Origin of the sequence: Marinimicrobium locisalis (genome assembly GCF_039822625.1) — a bacterium.
GTDB lineage: Bacteria > Pseudomonadota > Gammaproteobacteria > Pseudomonadales > Cellvibrionaceae > Marinimicrobium > Marinimicrobium locisalis.
The window spans coordinates 86,377-107,501 of record NZ_JBDLLG010000019.1 but is presented as its reverse complement, the minus strand read 5'-3'; the positions used below and the strand labels follow the sequence as shown (position 1 = coordinate 107,501).

Below are 21,125 nucleotides of genomic sequence, written 5' to 3'. Positions count from 1 at the left end.
AGACGACGTACGGTGGGTCAAAATTAATGGCCAAACGTGGGTCAAAATAGATGGCCATTGACAGAATGGCCACTTACTCTGAGTATATGACTCTCGATCAGACGCCATTTCAGCCGCCAATGATTGTTTTAAGAGCCGGTATTCCTCCGCTACTTTCGGGTTTTCTCGAAGTATATCCCGGAACCTAGTGCGCTCCTTCCAAAGCGGACTCTGGTACGGTACCAAATGCAAATGATGCGTACGAAGCTCGGGAGAAGGCTTGCAAAACCAATGCATAACGTCAGATTTATACGGGTAGTAGCAATACCCATTTTTTTGCAGAACTTCAATTGCACCCTTTGAAGACTCTAGGCTTTCAACTCCAAACATAATGTCAATTATCGGCTTTGCAACCATGCCTGGCACAGCAGTGCTGCCAACGTGCTCCACTGAGCCAACAAGAAAACCACCGATCTCTTCCAGTAGAAACGTCTTTTCTTGCTCGAATAGCTCAGGCCATTTCGAATTGTATTGCTTCAACTCAACTTTCATTTTTACTCTCAAGCCTGACAGCGAGGCTGTAGAAAAACTCCAGCCTCTTCTATCTGATCATATTCTGCGCAGAGAATCCTGAAACTACGCGAATTCTGGGCGCACTTCGTAGCGCGAAAGGCATTTGAAAACAAAGGAATTGCTCGAGCTTTTCTACAGCCTCAACGCCCGCCATAAACGGCCGAGCGAAACGAGGTTCGACGACCGTAGGGAGCGTAATTTATGGCTTGGTTATAAGCTTCGGCACATCTCTTAAGCCTACGAACCAACTCATGGTGCAAACCGCTAACGAGTAATAAGCAACTACTAGCGAAAAACTCATATCTTTCATGAAGACTGCCATAAGAGCGGCGGGTATAGTTGAGCAAATCAGTAGGGGCATGAGCGAAAGGCGTTGAATTCTCCAAAGAATGAACCAGACAAGAGCTCCAAACGAGACTACCGCTAGATAAGCAATACATATACCCCAAAAACTTATCATTAGCGAAGTTTGAAACACTTCAGTGAGACTTCCTGATTCAAATTGGAACATGGAAATCAGAAGAGCCCCGAATACAGTGGCTGGGAAAACCGCCAATGGGCCCAGCATAGCTCCCCGCCAAAACGCGTACTTTATAGTTTTACTTTGTTCCATGTGTAAAGCCTTGAACAGCTATAACGCCTTCTTAAATGTATGACCACACGGCACCTATGATAAGTAGAACAATTATTGCCGCCTGAATTTTGTTGGCTTTAATTTTCTCAGCCTTAGCTTCAGGTGTATCAGTTACCCCTTCTTGATAATCATAACCTTCTTCATCAAGGTCTTCGTTGAATATGATGAGGCCATTAACTAAAACAGTGATCATTGCAAGTAACGTTGCCGTTAGCCAGGAAAATCCCGTCAGGTACTCGATGCTCCAACCAGTTAGGAGGCATGCAGAGATCATTATTGCTGCGGGCTTTAGGTTAATACTATTCATCTGCTAGTACATTTAAAGCCCGCAACAGCGGGGCATTTGTAGCGCTATCGGAAAATGGCTCCGATCCTCGCTCTGATTAAGTGCGCTACGCTGCATTAGTACTGACCTTTTCTCCAGCGTTTCGCAGTGATATTTTCCAGCTTCCTACGATATTGATTTGGTGAAACCTCGCTTCTCTCACCCCGCACTATAGCGAAAATATCTTCAGCTAATATTGCACCTATTGCATGAATCGCTTCATGGCGCGGAAGGCCTTGTCTAGTTAGTTTAGCCACCGTTTCCGGTAACAGCTCTACTCCCATAGCTAGCTGATTTTCGACGATTACGTGTACTGCAGAGTGGACAGTTAATGCCTCCTCGTCGAGGCTCTCATCATTTAGCTCATGAAAATTTTTAACAAGGTCAATCCTTTCTTGTTCAGTAGATTCCAGCCACTCCTCTTTGTTCGGCTGCACAGATGGATCGTATGAAATCATTATCCCACCATTGAGCTATAATTGTGCTTGCACTTAACGCCGCGCCTTGCGGAAAACATGAAGCGCAGCGGAATGTTTGTCCGACAACAGCGCTTTGTGTATGCTCAGCATGGGCATGAACTAATGGGGTGAAAGTCCCCTGTAGGAAGATCACCGTTAATGGTCAATTTAACGCTAACTACTAGCGAATGGCAAGGGCTCCGCCGCAAGGCTGAGTTTGGAGGAGTCGAAGCGCAGCGGAGACCACGCACGCAGTGCGAGTGACCGAAGGGAGCGGTAACCCGTGAGCAAAGCGAGGGGTGTTACGGGGAGGGCGGGCTAAATACCCGTCCTTGCCCGATTAGAAATCTTACTCATTTTCGCACTCTAGAATCTTGAGTGGCACAAGACTACCAAGAAAAACCATTGTAACTAAGGGCAATACAACAAACGATATGAATGCAGCTACAAAACCAAAATAACCAAATACTGGCACAAACGAGAAAAACCCAGCAAAGCCAGACAAGAATGTGACCAGAACTGAATGCGTCCCTCCCACTCCGTAGAATGCCCCACACTCATTACATTTGTTACAATCCCTATCATAGAAAGCAGCTAGCTTAGCAACTAGAGATATGGTTTTATTTTTACATGAAGGACAATTGAACATTCAATAATGCCAAATTAGTTCTAACGCCCGCCATAAACGGCGCGAGGAACGAGCGTCCGGCGACCGAAGGGAGCGAATTTGATGGCAGGGTTAGGCATGAGCTGGCAATATAAAGCTCAATATCAGCGCGGCAATGTAAAGCCCCACGCCAAAAGACGCATGCGCCATAAGGCTCCTGATTCGAGCTAGTTTCGGATTCGGCGTTTTAGATGCCGCAACCCCAAGTCCAAATGACGGCTGCATAATAAAGAACGGCACAGACACGGTTGCCACGCCAAAAACTATAGGTTGAATTATCGTGGGCTCTTGTAACCATACAGGAGATGCAATCGCGACAAGAATCGCAGCGAATGCCACACCAATCACATAGTGAGCAGCCCAGCCGACATGGCATTCCCAGAATTTCGGTTCAGACTGCCCGATACCTTGATGTGCGAAACGTCCTTCAGGCATATGCGCAAGCCATCGCCCAACGAGACAGTAGTTCAGTGACGGAATTGCGAAGGCCCTTTTCAGGAGAAAGGCCCAAAGATCCATTACTAGCGTTGCACCAATCCCAACAGCTACGATGCTGAAGAATAAGCTAATTTTCATGACACCTCCTGATGTCGATTACTGGGTAAGCAGCCAGGTCGTTTGGACGGGACTGTAAACGCGCATGCTATATAGCATTCTACCCAATGCGCGATATTCTACCAATGAGTTCTTCTAATCCATTGTTTTTCTTATAATTTCCGAGTTTCGCCCGCCAAAATCGCGCACTTCCATTGAAATCTTTAAAGACATTCTGTGCTTGTATACAGGATTTTGAGAAGCAGATCCATTCCCTCCTAGGCCGTCTCCCAGCATTTCGTTGCTCGGCTTTCGCCAACTGGACAACCAGGCTGACAGAGTGGGTAATTGCCTCATGAGTTAACCGGGGGGGCTGGTTGTCGATTGAATTTCCACTTGCAGCCGAGCTTGTTTCTCGGCAGCGCCAAGTCGGTTTAGTGCTTCCAACTGGCCGCGTCTTTTCCATTGTTCAGGGGAGTGAAACCCGCAGCATGCCTTGGCTTCCTCACGAAAATCCACCTGACTGAGGGCGGCACTCGGACATACGGGCACTATGTTAGGCACTTAATAACGTTAAAAGTTTCATTAGTAAATTCTCCCGGTCGGCAGTGGCGTTTTAATTGTTAGTTGTTGTTTTAAAAGGGGTTTTTCGTCGTCGAGAAAATTAACAAGACTGCTGTGGCATAAAATTTTGCATTCCCCCTAACCCCCATGATGAGCGTTTTTTGACAAACTGGCATGACCTCTGCTTTTCTCTGGGTGAGGCTTAAAAAAGCGAGAGTAAGATAGAAAGATAGCCTGTTGGTAAACCTTTCAATTCACCTGGGTTAATCAAAGGATGACGTTATGAAGTTTCTCGCGAAAACTTGTTTAGTAGGCGGTTTTACCGCCGCATTTGCCACTCACGCAGCCGCGATCGATATTAACGTTCACGAAGACGCGGCAACCGCACAGTCCAACTATCTTAGCTTGGTGGACGCCGAAAGAACTGTGACCGAAGATTTCAACGGCCTGGCCGGAACTCGGGTCATGGGAGAGGGTTTCCACGACTCCTGGGAAGGCACCAGCAACTCCTACGATACCAGCGTGGGCACCTTCACTCTGACCGAGCACGGCCAGCCCGCCAGTGGCAACGAGAACATCAACAACCTGATGATTGAAAGTAACGCCACTGGTGAGTTCGGTCGCAGCGTGCTGGCCGATGACGACCTGTGGTTGGACAGCAACGATGCCAAAGAGGTGGTATGGAATCTGGACGGAGCGCTTTCTGGCTCTGGCCCGTTCGATTCGTTCGGCTTTCAGTTGGCGGATGCGGCCGACGTGTCGGCTGATTTAACGCTCAACTTTGCCGATAGCGAAGGGGCAGCTTCCACCACCATCCCGTTTGAGCTGACCAACGGCAACGTTCGGTATGTGACGCTGCAAAGCGACCGCAATATCGTTGGCGGCCAGCTCACGTTCGATAACTCCACGCTTGATGACGGCTGGGGCATCGACAATGTCACCGTCGGCAAACTGCCCGAACCGGGCTCGCTCTTGCTGATGGGCCTCGGCCTGCTTGGTCTCGGCGCCGCACGCCGTCGCACCAAGTAAACTGTGCTTTAGGGTGCCCCGCTAAGGCGGGGTCACCCCCTCCCTTCGATTACCCCCCCTACGTGCAGTCTTAGCTTTCGCATTCCGTAGTTACACGAACGCAAGGCGTTTGCCATTCCCACGATTGGCTGGGTTATACTGACATTATACCCACGAAAATAGGATGACGCGCTCGTGCCTCGGAAAGTAACCTCCCCCTCACTCACTCGAAAACGTCGCGTGGCTGGCGATCGCCCGGTATCGGTACAGATTTATGAGTTTATCCGGGATGCGATCATCAACATGGAGTTCCAGCCCGGCCAAATGATTTCCGAGACCGCACTGGCCGAGCAGTTCAGTGTTAGCCGCACTCCCGTGCGTGAAGCGCTCATCAAGCTCGCCAATATCGGGTTTGTGGATGTGCTGCCCCAGCGCGGAACCTACGTCTCCAAGTTCAGCGTGGAAAAAATCCTTGAAGCGCGCTTCATTCGTGAGGCGTTGGAGCTTGCGGTAGTGACCGCCGTGGCCGAGCAGCCCGACGAGGGGTTGATAACTGAGTGCGAATCCATCCTGGCCGAGCAGAAGCTGGCCGCCGACAATGACAATGCCTTGGCTTTCCAGCGGCTGGATGATCACTTCCACCAAACGCTGTCTGGCCGCACGGGCTACGCTCGCGTTACCCAGCTTATAGAGTCCGAAAAGGCGCACATGGACCGCGTACGTAACTTGAGCTTACATATTCGTGGGCAATACCATCGCGTTTTGGAGCAGCACCAGGCCATTCTGAAGGCCCTCAAAAAGCAGGACCCCGAGGCCGCTCGCACAGCCATGGCAACGCATATGCAGGATGTTTACAAAGTGCTTGCCGTCATTCCACGGGAGCACCCCGAGTACTTCTCGGAGGACTAGAACGATATCGGCTCAAGCTGGCGACCGGTGTCGCTCCCTTTTTCCCTATTTGTGTGATATTTGGCATCATTTTGTGGGGTTTTGTGACAGGTCTCACAGACCCTAAAAGGTTGCGTTGATTTCGACATGTCGTCATAATTAGAATTGGCCGTTACGCAAGTTTTGTGGGCTTGCATGGTTATAGGGTGCCCTTTGGGCGTGGCGATTTTCACAAAGGTTTCACGGATGCTTCCCCTCCTGTTTTCCGGCTTTGTGTCCCTCCCTCCGGGTGCTCCCTACATATTAATGCTTTTTGGACCGGCTCTAAAAAGGCGTCAGGCGTTATAACGATAGCGAGTATGGGTAGTGTTTATGGACAGTGCATTCAACAGTAGCTTCTTTTCTTTGGCAGCCAGGCGGGTAGTGCTCCCGGTGGTTGCGTTGGTTTTCTCATTGATTATTACCGCCTGTGGTGGCAGCTCCTCGGGTGGTAATTCCGGCCCCGGCCCGGGCACCGGCGGCGGTGGTTCCGGCTCTGGCGAGCTGACCGTTGACTTGGGGCCGGACCTTGATATTGACGAGGGGGAAACTGTCACCTTCCAGGCTGAAACGAGTGGCGCTGATGGCGATATTGTGGGAAGAAGCCTATCTTCACCGTCCTCGGCACTGAAAATGCCCTTGAAGGTGCTTAGCTTCGGGGCCATGCGTTATTCCTTTACTGGCCCGGACACGGAAACGGAAGACGAAGTGCAGTATGGCATTGTCGTAACGGTAAAGGATGAGGGCGGGAATGAAGCGTCCGATACCTTGCTGGTTACCGTCCACCGAGTGAACACGGCGCCCACCGTGGACGCTGGGGCGGACTTCTCCGCACGGGGCACCACTGAGGTTACCTTCGCGCCCGAAGCGAAAGACTCCGACGGAGAGGTGGCCCAGTACCAGTGGACTCAAACCGCCGGTGCCTCGGTAGAGCTGGTGGGTGCCGATCAGGCGCAGGCCGCCTTTGAGGCCCCTTCCACCAATGAGGTGCTGGAGCTGACCTTCTCCCTGACCGTTACCGATGACGAAGGCGCCACCAGTGACGATTCGGTGACCGTTACGGTCACTCCGGAAGATGCGCCGGACTTGGCGTTGCACTTTCCGCCTAAAGAAACGCTGTACTCCCTGGGTACCGTGCCGGCCTTTGGCACCGTCTCCGTGATTGAGGGGGCCAGCCTGGAGTCGGTGGTGGTTGTCACCGGAGTGGGTGAGTACGAGGCTGTCGTAGAGGAAGATGGTCAATGGAGAGTCGATGAGGCGGTGCTGCCTGAAGGGCTTGAAACGACCGAGTTGACTGTGAAGGCCACCGACTCCGAAGGCCGGGTTACCGCCATTACCGCGAATTTTTCCTCTGACGATGAGCGTAATCTGGGCTCCGGTCCAGCGTTCGGAGAACCTCTTTCCCTGTGTTTGGACGACGAGGAAAAGAAATTATGGGTGTTGGCTGATAGCACCTTTACGACGTCTGTCCAGCTCGTTCCTGTCAGCATCGACACCGGAACGCGGGGCGACTCAGTCACGGACTTTGCGGATGACGCCCAGGGCGAGAATCAAATGGCGTTGACGGCAATGGCTTGCGATTTTGACAACGGCTTCTTTTACTTGGCGAGCAGTCCGGCGGATGAGAATTTGGAATCCATTATTTACCGGGTCAGCATGACAGACGGCAGTCGTGAGCTGGTTTCCGGGCGTGGTCGAGGCAGTGGCGACCCATTACAGATCCCCACCGACATTATTCTGGGCGAGAGCGGCGAGCTTGTGGTGGCGGACAATGGCGCGAACGCCTTCGTTTCCATCGACCTGACGACGGGTGACCGCTCCGAAATTGCCAGTCAAGTGAACGATGGCTCTCGTTTTGAGTACCCGTTACTCCTGACCAAAGATGTGGAAGCTGACCGACTGTTATTTATTAAGAACACCACGCCGGACAGTGATATTTTCAGCATGCAGCAAACTGACGGTTTTGTCAGCTCGGAGTTAGTATCCGCTGCCGTATTTGGGGCTGGTAGCGAGTCGTTGCAGATAGGCGTTGGCGCGCTGAGCATGAGCATCAATGCGGACGGCAGCTTGCTTTACGTTCTGCCGGACAGCGCCTTTAATCCACGCTTTGTTACCGTCAATGTGGCGAATGGGGAGCGGGAAGGGCAGTCGATTGAGCTCGGCTTTGAGGATGTTATCGACACCCAGCCCAAGTTCCTTGCGTATCAGGGCTCCAAGAATTTGCTCTACTTTGGTGTGGCAATGGAGGGCAGCACCACCATTTACGCCATGGACCCCGAAACGGGGACGGCGGCGCCCGTGAGCCACGCCTCCCGGTGGCAGTAACGTAGACGTTTGACGAAGCCGCCCCCCGGGGCGGCTTCATCGCCCGCTAGCCAAATACCACCTCCACCAACCGCACGTCAAAAATCAACACCGCGTTCGGCCCGATTTTATTCCCCACGCCTTTCTTGCCCCAGGCCAAATCCGGGGGCACCACGAACTCATATCGCCCGCCTTGCTTGGCCAGTTGCAGCCCCTCCTGAATACCGGGAATGGCTTCTTTCATGGAGAAGGTGTCGGGCATGCCGTCCTGATAGGTGTCGGCGATGACTTTGCCGTTCACCAACTGAATGCGCTGGTTCACGACCACCTTGTCCTCCATGGTGGGGCTCAGGCCATCGCCTTCTTCCACTACCCGATAGAGCAAACCGGTGCCGGTTTCGATCACGTCGGGCTTTTGCCGAAATTTTTCAATGTAGTTATCGCTAGCCTTGCGGTTTTGGCCGGAAGAGCCTTTGTTCAGTTTGTTACGGGCCATGTGCGCGGTATCCGGGTGGTTGATAAAAAGCGGTACGTTTGCCGGGTTTCGGCGGGAAATGCTAGCGGATTGGTCGGGGAATGCAACTTTGGAGGCGGACTGGTGTGGAATTGCTGACTGGGCGGTGTAGAGTATTGATAGGCGCCGGATGACGCTGCGCCAGTTCGCCCTACTGCTGTGGTGGGGGTTGGGGGTATCATTGTCTTGACGCCTGGTTTGGCGATAGGGTGGTGCGTTCCCGGCGCCGGCGGCCCGACTCCACGGGGGCTGGCCGCTCGGCTCGATTCGTTCGCGGGGTTTGCGTATAATCCTCCGATTAATTATATGATTTATAGGTAAGTGGCAGTGGTTCGCGAGTTACTGACAGAATTAATGGAAGAGCGTCTAAGCGAGAGCGGGCGTGCCTTCTGGGACAAAGCTCAATCCGACCTCCGCGGCGGCGCCGAGGGGCAGGCCTTCGCCAAGCTGTTGGCGCTGGCCAGCCGTCATGCCAAGCGCCAACCGCTGGGGCTGACGGATACGGAACTGGCCGCCGCCGAGGGCGCCGTGCCGGGCTGGAGCCCTCGGGCCTGGAACCGCCTGGAGTTGCTGCGAGTGAACCTTCTGCTCGCCCGACCGGACCTGGAAACAGAGCGGTTCGCCCAGGACTTTGACGCCCTGTTTCGCTATGCGGACGAGGGTGAAACCTGCGCTCTGTATCGTAGCATTCCGCTGCTGCCCCAGGGGGAGCGCTTTGTCTGGCGCGCCACCGAGGCCTGCCGCACCAATATGCTGACGGTGTTTGAAGCCATCGCGCTCGACTCGCCCTATCCGGTCACCCACTTCGACGATACCGCCTGGAATCAACTGGTTATCAAGGCGCTGTTTCTGGACTGCCCGCTGTATCGTATTTCCGGGTTGGATCAGCGGCTGAGCCCGGAGCTGACGCGCATGGCGTTGGACTGGGCCGAGGAGCGTCACAGTGCCGGCCGGCCTTACCACTTGGGGCTCTGGCTCTGCCTGGGGCCGTACGATGAGGAGCGGGTACTGCGGCTGCTGACGGACCACTGGCCCTGTGCGTCTGAAACCGAGCGCGCGGCCATGGTGCTGGCCGCCGAGCGCGCCGGGCAGCAGGCCTGGCTGGCTTCGGTCGAGCCCCGGGAAGCGAAAGTGTTACCCTACTGGCAAAACGCGAAAGACGGCCGCAGCGACCAGACGCAGTTCGCCCCGCTGTTTGCCGATGACCACTCCGCTTAAATAACGACCTGTTAATAAAAAGAGGCGTACCTATGCAGTACTTCGACCCGCACATTCATATGAGCAGCCGGACCACCGACGATTACCAAAACATGGCCGAGGCGGGCATCCGCGCGGTGATTGAGCCCGCCTTCTGGATGGGCCAGCCCCGCACCAACGTCGGCAGCTTTATTGATTACTTCGCCAGCCTGGTGGGGTGGGAGCGCTTCCGGGCCTCCCAGTTTGGGATCGCTCACTACTGCACCATCGGCATCAACTCCAAAGAGGCCAATAACGAAGGCCTCGCCCGCGAGGCGCTGGAAATTCTGCCCAACTTTGCTCTTAAAGAAGGCGTGGTGGCCATTGGCGAAATCGGCTATGACGAAATCACCCCGGCGGAGGAGTATGTGTACCAGCGCCAACTGGAGTTCGCCGTGGAGCACGATATGGTGGTCATGGTTCACTCCCCCCACCGGGACAAGAAAAACGGGATTATTCGCTCCATTGATGTGGCCCGTGAGGCCGGCGTCCCCATGAATAAGCTGGTGATCGACCACAATAATGAAGAAACCGTGGATGACGTGCTGGACTCCGGTGCCTGGGCGGCGTTCACCATTTACCCCAACACCAAAATGGGTTCAGAGCGCATGGTGGAAGTGGTACGCCGCTATGGTCCGGAACGCATTATTGTGGACAGCTCCGCGGACTGGGGGGTTAGCGATCCCTTGTCCGTGCCCAAAACCGCGAACCTGATGCGCAAGGGTGGCATTGACGAGAAAGCCATTGAGTTGACCTGCTGGGGCAATGCGTTGGCCGCTTACGCCCAATCGGGTCAAATCGACGAAGAAGAGCTGGCCAAGCCGGCGGTGATCGACCAGCGCCAGTCCTACAATGACAACACCGTGCTGCGTGGCCAACAGCCCCGCGTCGATGAGCCGGTCCCCAATTGATTGCACAGAAGCGGTAGCAGTTCATGTGGCAAATTCAACAGGCGTTCACCATGACGCACGAGTTCCCGGTCTGTTTCGACCGGGGTACGCTCGCCCCCGACAACCGGCTGCTGACCGACATCATTGCCCTGGCGGGCAAGGGGCGTCACCGGCTCCTGCCGGTAATTGACGACCAAGTGCTCGCGGGCCACCCGGATTTGATCGAGCGGCTCGAGGCCTACGCCGAAGCGCACAGTGAACGAATTGAGCTGATTGACCCCCCGCTGATGGTACGCGGGGGCGAGATTTGTAAATCCGACCCGGTGGAGGTGGACGAGTTCTACCAACGGACTCAAACCGACCGCATCGACCGGCACAGCTTTGCGCTGGTGATCGGCGGGGGTGCCGTCATCGACGCCATGGGCTACGCCGCCGCCACCGCCCACCGGGGTATTCGCCTGATTCGCATGCCCACCACGGTGCTGGCCCAAAACGACGCCGGCATTGGCGTTAAGAACGCCATTAATTACCGCGGCCGGAAGAACTACCTGGGCACTTTTGCCACCCCCTTCGCGGTAATCAATGACTACGACTTTTTGCACAGCCTGCCGGCGCGGGACCGCATCTGCGGCATGGCCGAAGCGGTGAAAGTGGCGCTGATACGCGACGGTGAGTTCTTCCACTGGCTGCACAGCGCCCGCGAACGCCTGGCGGCCTTCGAGCCCCAGGCGATGGAACATATGATCGCCCGCTGCGCGGAGCTGCACCTGAACCATATCCGCACCAGCGGCGACCCCTTCGAGCGGGGTAGTGCGCGGCCGCTGGACTTCGGTCACTGGGGCGCTCATCGGCTGGAGGAACTGTCGGGCTCGGAGCTGCGTCACGGTGAAGCGGTGGCCATCGGCATTGCGCTGGACTCTCTCTACTCCCACGCTCAAGGCATGATCGACACCGACACACTACTGGCGATTCGCGATACCCTGGAAGGCGTCGGCTTTACACTCACCCATCCGGCACTGAAGGCGCTGGATATCGAAGCGGCCCTCCAAGGTTTTCGCGAACACCTGGGCGGACAGCTGTGCATTACCCTGCTCCTGGAGGCCGGTCAGGCTCAAGAGGTGGGTGAAATTGACCTGGCCCTGATGCACCAATGCCGCCAACACCTACTGGAGGCGAAATGGCCGGCTTGACCCAGCCACTGACCTACTGCAGCAACATCCACCCAGGCGAAGGCTGGGCGGATGTAATGAATAACCTCAACACCCATGTGCTCGAGGTCAAACAGCGCCTGGAAGACCAGGCCCAACGCCCCTTTCCCCTGGGGCTGCGCATCGCCGGGCAGGCTGCCGCCGAAATCGATGCCAAGGCGGTGGCGGAGTTTCAAGAATGGTGCCACCGGCACGATGCCTACCTGCTGACCATCAACGGCTTTCCCTACGGAGCCTTTCACAACGAACGGGTGAAGGAGAAAGTTTACCTGCCGGACTGGCGCGAAGCGGAACGGGTGCGCTACACCCAGTCCCTGGGCGATATCGCGGTCAAGCTACAGCCGGATGCCAACACCCTTTCCATCTCCACCGTCCCTGTGGCGTTCAAAGAGGGTTTTTCGGAGAGCGATTGGCCGGCGGTGTTGGATAACATCCAGTCGGTGCTCGCGCACTTTGTGAACCTGAAGCAAAGCACCGGCGTTCATGTGACCTTGGCCATCGAGCCTGAGCCCGCCTGCGTGCTGGAAACCACTGACGAGCTGCTAGCGTTTTTCCAGCGTGTTCGACCACGGCTGACGATGGAGCAGAATGCGCACCTGGGTGTGTGTTTCGACTGCTGCCACCAGGCCGTGGAGTTTGAAGAACCCGAGGAGTGCTTGCAGCGGCTGGCGGAAGCGGAAATTCCGATTGCGAAGGTGCAAGTCTCCAGTGCTTTGCAGGCGAACACCCCAGATGAAGTAGGGCGGCTACTGCGCTTTAACGAACCGGTTTATTTGCATCAGGCGGTGGCTCGTACCTCGGATGGTAAGTTACATGCATTCAGTGATTTGCCGGACTTTGAAGAGGCGCTGTCTGAAGGGCTGACTCCCGAGGAATGCCGGGTGCACTTTCATGTACCGATCTTTCTGGAGCATTTGGGCGATTGCGGAACGACTCAACCGTTCTTGAAGCAGTTGCTACCTTTGCTTGACCCAAACGTTCCACTGGAAGTGGAAACCTACAGCTTCGGTGTTTTACCCGACCACTTGAGAACAGATTCGGTGGGTGAAAGCATTGCCCGCGAATTGTCTTGGGTTAGTAGCCTGTTAGCCGAGAGTGTTACGCAGCCGGCCCGTTGACCCTATCAAGACCCGCCGTGAACCCATCCCTGGGGGCTTCTCATCGGCATCCATGCCTCAGAGAGTCTTGATAGGGTCAACGGGCCGGCCGCTCTCTCCATTAACCGGGGCACGGCAAATATGAGTAAGAGTGTGATATGCATAGAACCGTTGTATTGAATATTGTCGGGTTGACCCGCTCCTTGTTGGGGAAGCACACGCCTAATTTGAATCGCTTGGCCGGTAAAGCAACCGACATTGAGCCAGTGACGCCCGCTGTTACCTGTGCGGCTCAAGCAACCTATACCACCGGAAAGCCGCCAAAAGAGCATGGCATTGTGGCTAATGGCTGGTATTTCCGGGAGATGAATGAGGTTTGGTTGTGGCGGCAGAGCAATAAGCTGGTGCAGGGGCCCAAGGTTTGGCATCTGGCGAAGGAGCGGGACCCGAGCTTTACCTGTAGCAATACCTTCTGGTGGTATGCCATGGCCACCGACGCGGATTTTACCTTGACGCCCCGCCCGCTGTATCTGGCGGACGGGCGCAAGGAACCGGATTGTTATACCTGCCCCCTGGCGCTGCGGGAGACGTTGAGCGAGAAGTTTGGCAATTTTCCGCTGTTTAACTTTTGGGGGCCGATGACGAATATAAAGTCCAGCCAATGGATTGCGGACGCGGCCAAGTACATTGAGGAAGCCCACGAGCCCAGTCTGCAGTTGGTGTATTTACCGCATATGGATTACGTGCTGCAGAAAGAGGGGCCCGATGGGGATATTGCCCGGGACCTGGAAGAGATTGATACGCTGGCGGGGGATTTGCTCGACTTTTTTGAGAAGCGCGGCTGTCGGGTGATGGTGTTGTCCGAGTACGGTATTCAGAATGTTTCGCGGGCCATTCATCCCAACCGGTTGTTGCGCGAGGCCGGTATGTTGTCCTTGAAGGTGGATCTGGGGCGGGAGTATCTGGACTATTTCAGTTGCCGGGCTTTTGCCATGGCCGATCACCAGGTCGCCCATGTCTATGTGCACGATGAGGCGGATATACCCGCGGTGCGCCGGGTGTTTGAAGGCGTGGAGGGCATCGACCGCATATTGGATAAAACCGAGCAGGCGGAGTTCGGGCTGGACCATGAGCGCAGTGGCGAGCTGGTGCTGTTGGCGAAGCCGGATAGTTGGTTTACCTATTATTTCTGGCAGGACGATGCCCGGCAGCCCGATTACGCCCACCAGGTGGAAATTCATCGAAAGCCCGGGTTCGACCCCTGCGAGTTGTTCTTTGACCCCAAGCTGCGCTTTCCCAAGCTTAAGGCTGCACAACGAGTGGCCCAGAAAAAGCTGGGGTTGCGCTATGTGATGGATGTGATTGCCGTGGCGCCGGAGTTGGTAAAAGGCTCCCACGGGGTCAGTGACGGGTCGCCCGAGTCCATGCCGCTATTGATGAGTACCGAGCCGAGTCTGATCCCGCAAGAAACCGTGCCGGCCACGGCGGTTTGTGATCTGATGCTTAAGCATTTGTTTGACTGATTTTTCTTTCACACGCTTACACAAGCCCATACCGACAAGCCCGAGCACGAATACGAGAATCTACAAGATACATAAGAGAGAAAACCCATGCCTTCTGTGAAAACTCTGCTGACCCTATGCCGGGTCAGCAATTTGCCCACCGTCTGGATGAACGTGCTGACCACGGCGGTCATTGTCAGCGCCGTGGCCGGTGGGAGCTATACCATCGGGTTGATTCTTCTTGCGCTGTCGTTTTTTTACGCCGGGGGGATGGCGCTCAACGATTACTGCGACCGGGACTGGGACACCCAACACCAGCTTTATCGTCCCATTCCCTCCGGGCGAATTACGGCCCGGCAGGTGTTAAGCATTGTCATCGCGTTGTTTGCCGCGGGGTTTGTCTGCCTGTTTTTTGCCCCGGACCACCGAGCGCCTTTGGCGGGGCTGGTGCTGGCCGTCGTTATCGTCCTCTACGACTGGTTGCATAAAAAGCACTGGGCCACGGTTTTTCTGATGGCGCTCACTCGGCTGGGGGTTTACGCCGTAACAGCGGTTGCCCTGGTGGGAGAAGTGCCGGCGCTGGTTTGGTTGGCCGGCGGAATTCAGACGCTGTATACGCTCCTGGTCACCGTGGTGGCCCGCTGGGAGAACAGCCGCCAGCGGGAGTTTGGCTTTCCGTTGATCCCGTGGATGATTGCCGGCATGGGTATTGTTGACGGGCTGTTTCTGGCGGTGCTGGTGGCACCGGTGTGGTTACTGGTGGGGGCGGGGGCCACGCTGCTGACTCGCTTGAGCCAGCGCTACGTCCGGGGCGACTGACTCTCGCCCCGGCCGAGGTTCTTAAAGGCTTGTGCTTGAGCCGTTACGGAGTCAAACACTCCATGCAGCGAGCGTACACCGCCCTCGGGTCGTCCAGTTCACTGAGTGCTCTCAGTGGCTCGAGCAGCGGCGCCAGCTGCCGCTTCAGGTCTTGGCTCAGCCACTGATTTTGCCGGGCGTGCGGTATTAGCGCGCTGATTGAGCTTTGGCTGAATTGCCGTGCCAGTTGCTCGAACGGTGACAAGGGGCGCGAGAGCAGGCGCACATCGTATTCTTCTAACTTCGCGTGGCTTGCGGCGGCGGCGATGGTTTCCTTGAGGCTACCGAGCTGATCCACCAGCCCCAGCTCATGAGCGGTGGCACCGGTCCAAACCCGACCCTGGGCCAATTGATCGACCCGCTCCTGGGGCAGCCCCCGGGCCTCGGCCACCATGGAGGTGAACTCCTCGTAAATGTGGTTCACAGTCTGCTGAACAATGGTTTTCGCCTGTGGGGTCAGGGTGCGGTCCAGCCGCATGGCGCCGGCCAAAGGCGTGGTGCCCACGCCATCGACGTTGATGCCGATGTTCTCCAGGCTGTCCTCGAAGGTGGGGATGGCGCCAAACACGCCGATGGAGCCGGTCAGTGTGGTGGGCGTGGCCCACACCTCGTCCGCGCCCATGGCCATCCAGTAGCCACCGGAGGCGGCCATGCTGCCCATGGATACCAGTACCGGCATGCCCTCCGCTCGCAGAGCCTCCAGCTCGCTGCGAATCACTTCCGAGGCGTAAGCCCCGCCGCCGCCACTGTCGATGCGAACCACCACCGCTTTAATGGAAGGGTCCTCCCGCACTTGTTGCAGGCGTTGGATGATGGTTTCGCTGCCGATGCTGCCTTCGGGCTGCTCGCCGCTTTGGATGGTGCCGGTGGCGAGGATCAGGCCCACTTTCCCTTCCGGCTCAACACTGGGTTGGCGGTCGAGGTCGGACAGGAAAGTCCGATAATCAATGCCGTTATAGCCCTCTCCGTGCTGGTTTTTGCCAAAACGCTCCACCAGCATTTGCTCACGCTCGCGGTGAGAAAGGATGTCGTCCACCAGCTTGGAGTCCAGGGCCAACTGGGCGCTGTCTCCGCCCACGGCCGATAGCAGTGAATCCATCTGGCTGATGTAGTCGTTGATGGCGCCACTGGGCAGTTGCCGCTGGGCCTCTACGCGGCTGGTGTATACCCCCCAGAGCTGGTTGAGCCACTCGCTGCTGTGTTCGCGCGAGGCCGGGGACATGGAGTTACGGGTGTAGGGCTCCACGAAGTCTTTATACTGGCCCACGCGGAAGACGTGAAAATTGATTTCAAGTTTGTCGATGGCATCCTTGAAATAGGTTCGGTAGTTCGAGTAGCCGGTCAGCAGGATGGACCCCATCGGGTCGATGTAGATTTCATCGGCGTAGCTGGCGAGATAGTACTGGTCCTGGGTGTACAGGCTGCCCGTGGCGATAATCGGCTTGTCGGTTTGTTTGAACCGTTTCAGGGCCGCCCCGATCTCTTCGAGCTTGCTGATGCCCCCGCCGAGTAGATCGTCCAGTTGCAGAACCAGCGCGGAGACTCTTGGGTCCTGGCGGCTCTCGTCGATGGCTTCGACCAGCTCGCGCACCGGGGTTTCGAGCGAGCCGTCGTCCCCACTCATCAGCATTTCCACCGGTGCCACGTAACTTTCTTCATCCACGAGAAACCCGCTGGGGGAGAGCGTCAGAGCAAACGAGTCGGGCATGACCATGGGCTCTTCGGCATCGGTTATGGCGAGCACGATGACCACCACAATCAACAAAAACAGCAGATTGCTGAGCGTGACACGAAGCCAACTGATGGCCCGGCCGAGGAAGCCGAAAAAACGCCGGATCGGCCCCGGTTTGCGGGGGCGCTCGGCGTAAGCCTGGTGGCCTTCTTGGCCGGGGTGGTGTGGATGATCGTTGCGGTCAGCGTGATCGTTGTAGGGGGGCTCGTCGTAGCGCACGGTCGTATTCCTTGTAATCAATGTCGTCGTTCAGGGCTTAGGCTTGGCTCACTCGGGGCTTTTCCGGTGCTCCCAGAGCCACCATTGTTGGCGCCAGCGGCTGGCCATCATGGCGCTGATAAAGAGTAGCACGCTCAATGTGACCACCACGTAGTCCCGCCAGTAGGCCAAAGGTGAAATGACGTTGGCCACCGACCACGTGAAGTACAGCAGTATCACAAAACACAGCCAGCTATAGGTGCGATGATAACCGCGCCAAAGGCCGGGAATAAAGATGGCCAACGGCAGAATCTGCACCAACCAGAGCTTCCATTTGGGGTCGGTCTGGATCAGCGTCAGCACCGTGAACAGAATGAGCAAAGTGCTGAAACAGACCAACACCGTGGTCCGGGCCAGTCGGAGCCGGTGGTGGATTTGCCGGGCCTGGTCGCTGTCTTGTGGGGCCTTGGGGGCCATTCCCATGGGGAGCTCCTTTAATCTGTGGTTTTCCGGTCGCGGGTTTTTTCGGCCAGCCGGGCCAACCGTTCGCCGAGCGCTTGGCACAGCGTGATTTCGTCCTCGCTGAGCGTTTCGGGCTCGGGGCCTGCGGCCCAGTGCGAGGCGCCGTAAGGTGTGCCGCCGGTGCGGGTGCGGGTCAGGGCGGGTTCGCTGTAGGGCTGGCCGACCAAAATCATACCCTGATGCAACAGCGGCAACATCATCGACAACAGTGTGGCCTCTTGTCCACCATGCAAGCTGGAGGTGGAGGTAAAAACCGCGGCGGGTTTGTCAATCAAATCGCCATTGACCCAGAGGCTGCTGGTGCTGTCCAGGAAGTACTTCAGCGGGGCGGCCATATTGCCGAACCGGGTGGGGCTGCCCAGCAGCAGGCCCGAGCAATGTTTGAGGTCATCCAGAGTCGCGTAGGGCGCGCCGGACTCGGGCACCGCCGGGGCGGTGGCTTCGGTCTCGGCGGAAACCGGTGGCACCGTACGCAGCCGCGCCTCAAAGCCGCTGGCGCGGTTAACGCCTCGAGCGATTTGTTGCGCCATGGCATGGGTGGCGCCCGTTCGGCTGTAGTAAAGAATGAGAATGTAGGGCATATTTTCAGGTACCGGTTGCCGGGATGTCTTGTGGGCTCTTATTCGCTCTCTGCACTCTTGTTCGTCCTCTGCACTATACTCTGCCCAGAACCCAGTCCGAAACAGAAGGGCGCCCAATCGAAGGCCCGAAGCACCGCCCTCCTGCGCCGCTTCTAGATGGGGCGTGGTAAGGGGTGTGGTACAGTGCGATCATTAAGAGCCTCGTTTTATCGGCGTTTGAGCTACGGAATTGTTGTTTATGCGGGATCTGTCAAAAGCTGAAAACCGGCGTCATTACGCTCGCCTTTCCTGGCAGTTTGTTAAGATGATGCGGCGGCAAATACGCGACACCGACTGTATGAAAAGTGCAGCTCAGCTGACGTACGTCACGCTGTTTGCGTTGGTGCCGCTAATGACCGTCACCTATTCCATGTTCTCCGCCATCCCCGCCTTTCAGGGGCTCGGTGAAGAGGTGCAGGCGCTGATCTTCGCCAATATGGTACCCGAAACCGGGCAGGAGTTGCTCGGCCATTTGCAGGATTTCTCCAAACAGGCAAGACGGCTGACCATCGTGGGTGTAATTTTTCTGGTGGCCTCCGCTTATTTTATGCTCACTAACATCGAGATGAACTTTAACGCCGTCTGGGGTATTGTGAAAGGGCGTCGCGGCATTTCCAAGTTTCTCCTATATTGGGCCGTACTCAGTCTCGGGCCCTTGCTGCTCGGCATCGGCCTGGCGATGAGTACCTATTTGGTCTCCCTGCGTTTTTTCATGGACAGCTCTCAGGTTCTGGGTTGGCTTACCTGGATATTCGAATTCACCCCCTGGATTTTGACCTCAGCCACCTTCACTCTGTTATTTGCCGCGGTTCCCAACTGCAAAGTCCCCCTCAAACACGCGTTAGCCGGTGGCCTGCTTACCGGCTTTGTGTTTGAGGTTTTGAAAGCGGTGTTCGGGGTCATTGTGGCCAACTCCGCGATCAGTTCTATTTACGGCGCTTTTGCCATCGTCCCTTTATTTCTGCTGTGGGTGAACGTGACCTGGCTGGTGATTCTCTCGGGCGCGGTGTTTGTTCATACCATTGGCATCTATCAAATTTCCCTGCGCGATCGGGGCTACCCGGATTTGGTGGCGGCAACGGTGATCCTGTGGCATTTTTATCGTCGCAGCCTTGAGGGGCGGGGGCTGGAAGATGGTGAATTGCTGGCGTTGGGGCTGTCCTCGGCACAGTGGCAACGGATCCGTGAAGCGTTACAGCAAAACAACTGGATCGCAGTCACCAATCAGGATGACTTTGTGCTTTGTCGGGACCTGCATTACCGGCGCCTGGGGGAGCTGGCGCAAATGCTGGATTTGCCTCGGGTACTGCCCGACCCATCGGTGGGGTTGGATAAGTTGCCCTGGTATCCGGTTTTGCATCGTCGTCTGGAAAACATTGAGCAGTATTCCCGCGAGCAGTTGGATATGACCTTCGCGGAATTGTTTGAACGCGAAGAGAATTCGTCGGCGAAGAAAAGCGAAGCACTGCCGGGCCCGGCAGAAGGAGTATAGGCGGCCCATGAGACTATCGAAGTTCGGCGAGAAGCTGGCCGGTAATGCAGGCATTATTACCCTGATGGAAGACCTGGGGGACGCGCTCAGGGTTAACCCGAATATGATTTTCATGGGAGGTGGCAACCCGGCGGCCATCCCCGAGGTGGAGGCGGCGCTGACCGAGGCATTGCAGGGCGCCATGGCTGACCCGGCGGTGCGCAGACCCATGCTGGGCGTATATCAGCCACCGCAGGGCGACCCGGAGTTCCTCGACACTCTGGCGCGGGAGCTGCGTCGCCACTGTGGCTGGCCGGTTACTCGCGCCAACCTGGCGGTGGCCAACGGCAGCCAGTCCGCCTTTTTTGTGTTGTTCAACCTGCTGGCCGGGCAGGGCTCGGATGGGGAGAACCGCCGGGTGCTGTTGCCTCTGGTGCCGGAGTATCTCGGTTACTCGGATGTGGGCCTGGCGCCGGGGTTGTTTCGCTCGAACCGCCCGGTCATCAAGAGCTTGCCCGAGGGTCTCTTTAAATACCACATCGACTTTGAACGGCTACAGTTGACTCAAGAGGTGGGAGCGCTGTGCCTGTCGCGCCCGACCAACCCCACGGGGAATCTGGTCTCGGACGAGGAGCTGGCGTGCCTGGATGAGCGTGCGCAAGAGGCCGGCGTGCCCCTCATTTTGGATGTGGCTTACGGGGCGCCTTTTCCCGATATTACCTACCGCTCGGTCACCCCCTTTTGGAACGACAATACCATTCTTGTGATGAGCCTCTCCAAACTGGGGCTGCCCGGGGCGAGAACGGGGGTCGTGGTGGCCAGCCCTGAGGTGATTGAGGCGTTCACCAACGCCAACACGGTGATGAGCCTGGCTTGTGGCAATTTTGGGCCGGCGCTGGCGCAGCAGTTGCTGGTCCGGGGGCAGTTGACCACTTTGGGGCCGCAGGTGATTCAGCCGTTTTACAAGGTCCGAATGGAAGCGGCTCTGGCCGTTTTTCAGCGCTGTCTCGCGGGACTGCCGGTGCGCATCCATCGGCCCGAGGGGGCCTTTTTCCTCTGGCTCTGGTTTCAGGACTTGCCCATCAGCAGTCTGTCCCTGTATGAACGCCTAAAGCGCCGGGGAGTATTGGTGGTCCCGGGGGAGCACTTTTTCCCGGGGTTGGAAGATGACTGGCCGCACAAACACCAATGCCTGCGCATCACCTATTGTCAGGATCCGGTGCGCATTGAGCGCGGCGCGGAGATTCTCGCCGATGAAGTGCGGCGGTTGTATACCGAAGGGGCAGGGTAGAAGATCCAGAGGG

19 protein-coding genes are annotated in these 21,125 nt (G+C 56.5%); 11 read left to right on the top strand and 8 right to left on the bottom strand.

Annotated elements, in window-relative coordinates; translation table 11 throughout:
• From AAE514_RS13130 to AAE514_RS13115, 4 genes are all read right to left on the bottom strand, one after another.
• Window positions 1-531 (bottom strand): GrpB family protein (locus AAE514_RS13130; RefSeq protein ID WP_347332007.1); only part of this gene is annotated, 531 nt, incomplete at its 3' end.
• A gap of 665 nt (window positions 532-1,196) precedes the next feature.
• Window positions 1,197-1,493 carry a hypothetical protein gene (locus AAE514_RS13125; protein WP_347332006.1) on the bottom strand — a complete coding sequence of 99 codons (297 nt, stop codon included), beginning with the start codon at window positions 1,491-1,493 and terminating at the stop codon, window positions 1,197-1,199.
• 95 nt (window positions 1,494-1,588) lie between these two features.
• Entirely contained in the window at window positions 1,589-1,969 is a 381-nt protein-coding gene (locus AAE514_RS13120) for a hypothetical protein (protein ID WP_347332005.1), read from the bottom strand.
• Between the two features lie 739 nt (window positions 1,970-2,708).
• A complete protein-coding gene (locus tag AAE514_RS13115) occupies window positions 2,709-3,212 on the bottom strand; it encodes a DUF2938 domain-containing protein (RefSeq protein WP_347332004.1) in 504 nt (167 codons plus the stop codon).
• An 804-nt stretch (window positions 3,213-4,016) separates the two neighbouring features.
• Here AAE514_RS13115 and AAE514_RS13110 point away from each other — a divergent pair.
• The 3 genes from AAE514_RS13110 (at window position 4,017) to AAE514_RS13100 (ending at window position 7,994) form a co-directional block, all read left to right on the top strand.
• Window positions 4,017-4,763 carry a PEP-CTERM sorting domain-containing protein gene (locus AAE514_RS13110; protein WP_347332003.1) on the top strand — a complete coding sequence of 249 codons (747 nt, stop codon included), beginning with the start codon at window positions 4,017-4,019 and terminating at the stop codon, window positions 4,761-4,763.
• 174 nt (window positions 4,764-4,937) lie between these two features.
• Window positions 4,938-5,651: a GntR family transcriptional regulator gene (locus AAE514_RS13105; protein WP_347332002.1), complete on the top strand. Its 714-nt coding sequence runs from the start codon at window positions 4,938-4,940 to the stop codon at window positions 5,649-5,651.
• Window positions 5,652-6,002: 351 nt separating this feature from the next.
• Window positions 6,003-7,994 (top strand): PKD domain-containing protein, encoded by a 1,992-nt coding sequence (locus AAE514_RS13100; RefSeq protein WP_347332001.1) that lies wholly within the window; start codon window positions 6,003-6,005, stop codon window positions 7,992-7,994.
• A 46-nt stretch (window positions 7,995-8,040) separates the two neighbouring features.
• Here the strand turns inward: AAE514_RS13100 and AAE514_RS13095 are convergent, their stop codons facing one another.
• On the bottom strand, window positions 8,041-8,469 hold the full coding sequence (locus AAE514_RS13095) for an FKBP-type peptidyl-prolyl cis-trans isomerase (protein ID WP_347332000.1): 429 nt from the start codon (window positions 8,467-8,469) through the stop codon (window positions 8,041-8,043).
• 345 nt (window positions 8,470-8,814) lie between these two features.
• Here AAE514_RS13095 and AAE514_RS13090 point away from each other — a divergent pair, with 345 nt between their 5' ends.
• The 6 genes from AAE514_RS13090 to AAE514_RS13065 all read left to right on the top strand — a co-directional run bounded on the left by AAE514_RS13090 (window position 8,815) and on the right by AAE514_RS13065 (window position 15,239).
• The gene (locus AAE514_RS13090; protein ID WP_347331999.1) at window positions 8,815-9,705 is read left to right on the top strand and encodes an EboA domain-containing protein; all 891 of its coding nucleotides are present in this window, start codon (window positions 8,815-8,817) and stop codon (window positions 9,703-9,705) included.
• A 32-nt stretch (window positions 9,706-9,737) separates the two neighbouring features.
• The gene (locus AAE514_RS13085) at window positions 9,738-10,634 is read left to right on the top strand and encodes a TatD family hydrolase (RefSeq protein WP_347331998.1); all 897 of its coding nucleotides are present in this window, start codon (window positions 9,738-9,740) and stop codon (window positions 10,632-10,634) included.
• Between the two features lie 23 nt (window positions 10,635-10,657).
• Entirely contained in the window at window positions 10,658-11,803 is a 1,146-nt protein-coding gene (locus AAE514_RS13080; RefSeq protein ID WP_347331997.1) for a 3-dehydroquinate synthase, read from the top strand.
• Window positions 11,791-12,939: a metabolite traffic protein EboE gene (eboE, locus tag AAE514_RS13075; protein ID WP_347331996.1), complete on the top strand. Its 1,149-nt coding sequence runs from the start codon at window positions 11,791-11,793 to the stop codon at window positions 12,937-12,939. The genes AAE514_RS13080 and eboE overlap by 13 nt, the downstream gene beginning before the upstream one ends.
• 137 nt (window positions 12,940-13,076) lie before the next feature.
• Complete coding sequence (locus AAE514_RS13070) at window positions 13,077-14,441, top strand: alkaline phosphatase family protein (RefSeq protein WP_347331995.1); 1,365 nt, start codon at window positions 13,077-13,079, stop codon at window positions 14,439-14,441.
• A gap of 87 nt (window positions 14,442-14,528) precedes the next feature.
• Window positions 14,529-15,239, top strand: coding sequence for a UbiA family prenyltransferase (locus AAE514_RS13065; protein WP_347331994.1), 711 nt, complete (start codon window positions 14,529-14,531; stop codon window positions 15,237-15,239).
• A gap of 43 nt (window positions 15,240-15,282) precedes the next feature.
• Here the strand turns inward: AAE514_RS13065 and sppA are convergent, their stop codons facing one another.
• Genes sppA through wrbA form a run of 3 tightly spaced genes read right to left on the bottom strand, consistent with a single transcriptional unit; the run spans window position 15,283 to window position 18,311 of the window.
• On the bottom strand, window positions 15,283-17,229 hold the full coding sequence (gene sppA / locus AAE514_RS13060) for a signal peptide peptidase SppA (RefSeq protein ID WP_347331993.1): 1,947 nt from the start codon (window positions 17,227-17,229) through the stop codon (window positions 15,283-15,285).
• 48 nt (window positions 17,230-17,277) lie between these two features.
• Window positions 17,278-17,691, bottom strand: coding sequence for a DUF2069 domain-containing protein (locus AAE514_RS13055; protein WP_347331992.1), 414 nt, complete (start codon window positions 17,689-17,691; stop codon window positions 17,278-17,280).
• A gap of 11 nt (window positions 17,692-17,702) precedes the next feature.
• Complete coding sequence (wrbA, locus tag AAE514_RS13050) at window positions 17,703-18,311, bottom strand: NAD(P)H:quinone oxidoreductase (protein WP_347331991.1); 609 nt, start codon at window positions 18,309-18,311, stop codon at window positions 17,703-17,705.
• A gap of 238 nt (window positions 18,312-18,549) precedes the next feature.
• Here wrbA and AAE514_RS13045 point away from each other — a divergent pair, with 238 nt between their 5' ends.
• Together AAE514_RS13045 and AAE514_RS13040 are read left to right on the top strand one after the other, a co-directional pair.
• Window positions 18,550-19,842, top strand: a complete 1,293-nt coding sequence (locus AAE514_RS13045; RefSeq protein WP_347331990.1) for a YihY family inner membrane protein — start codon at window positions 18,550-18,552, stop codon at window positions 19,840-19,842.
• A gap of 7 nt (window positions 19,843-19,849) precedes the next feature.
• Complete coding sequence (locus tag AAE514_RS13040) at window positions 19,850-21,112, top strand: valine--pyruvate transaminase (protein WP_347331989.1); 1,263 nt, start codon at window positions 19,850-19,852, stop codon at window positions 21,110-21,112.
• Window positions 21,113-21,125 lie beyond the last annotated feature (13 nt).

What these genes read in the sequence shown, in the direction of transcription:
- AAE514_RS13125 (WP_347332006.1), bottom strand. Translation starts at nt 1,493, where the DNA reads ATGAATAGTATTAACCTAAAGCCCGCAGCAATAATGATCTCTGCATGC.
- AAE514_RS13120 (WP_347332005.1), bottom strand. Translation starts at nt 1,969, where the DNA reads ATGATTTCATACGATCCATCTGTGCAGCCGAACAAAGAGGAGTGGCTG.
- AAE514_RS13115 (WP_347332004.1), bottom strand. Translation starts at nt 3,212, where the DNA reads ATGAAAATTAGCTTATTCTTCAGCATCGTAGCTGTTGGGATTGGTGCA.
- AAE514_RS13110 (WP_347332003.1), top strand. Translation starts at nt 4,017, where the DNA reads ATGAAGTTTCTCGCGAAAACTTGTTTAGTAGGCGGTTTTACCGCCGCA.
- AAE514_RS13100 (WP_347332001.1), top strand. Translation starts at nt 6,003, where the DNA reads ATGGACAGTGCATTCAACAGTAGCTTCTTTTCTTTGGCAGCCAGGCGG.
- AAE514_RS13095 (WP_347332000.1), bottom strand. Translation starts at nt 8,469, where the DNA reads ATGGCCCGTAACAAACTGAACAAAGGCTCTTCCGGCCAAAACCGCAAG.
- AAE514_RS13085 (WP_347331998.1), top strand. Translation starts at nt 9,738, where the DNA reads ATGCAGTACTTCGACCCGCACATTCATATGAGCAGCCGGACCACCGAC.
- AAE514_RS13080 (WP_347331997.1), top strand. Translation starts at nt 10,658, where the DNA reads ATGTGGCAAATTCAACAGGCGTTCACCATGACGCACGAGTTCCCGGTC.
- eboE (WP_347331996.1), top strand. Translation starts at nt 11,791, where the DNA reads ATGGCCGGCTTGACCCAGCCACTGACCTACTGCAGCAACATCCACCCA.
- AAE514_RS13070 (WP_347331995.1), top strand. Translation starts at nt 13,077, where the DNA reads ATGCATAGAACCGTTGTATTGAATATTGTCGGGTTGACCCGCTCCTTG.
- AAE514_RS13065 (WP_347331994.1), top strand. Translation starts at nt 14,529, where the DNA reads ATGCCTTCTGTGAAAACTCTGCTGACCCTATGCCGGGTCAGCAATTTG.
- AAE514_RS13055 (WP_347331992.1), bottom strand. Translation starts at nt 17,691, where the DNA reads ATGGGAATGGCCCCCAAGGCCCCACAAGACAGCGACCAGGCCCGGCAA.
- wrbA (WP_347331991.1), bottom strand. Translation starts at nt 18,311, where the DNA reads ATGCCCTACATTCTCATTCTTTACTACAGCCGAACGGGCGCCACCCAT.
- AAE514_RS13045 (WP_347331990.1), top strand. Translation starts at nt 18,550, where the DNA reads ATGCGGGATCTGTCAAAAGCTGAAAACCGGCGTCATTACGCTCGCCTT.
- AAE514_RS13040 (WP_347331989.1), top strand. Translation starts at nt 19,850, where the DNA reads ATGAGACTATCGAAGTTCGGCGAGAAGCTGGCCGGTAATGCAGGCATT.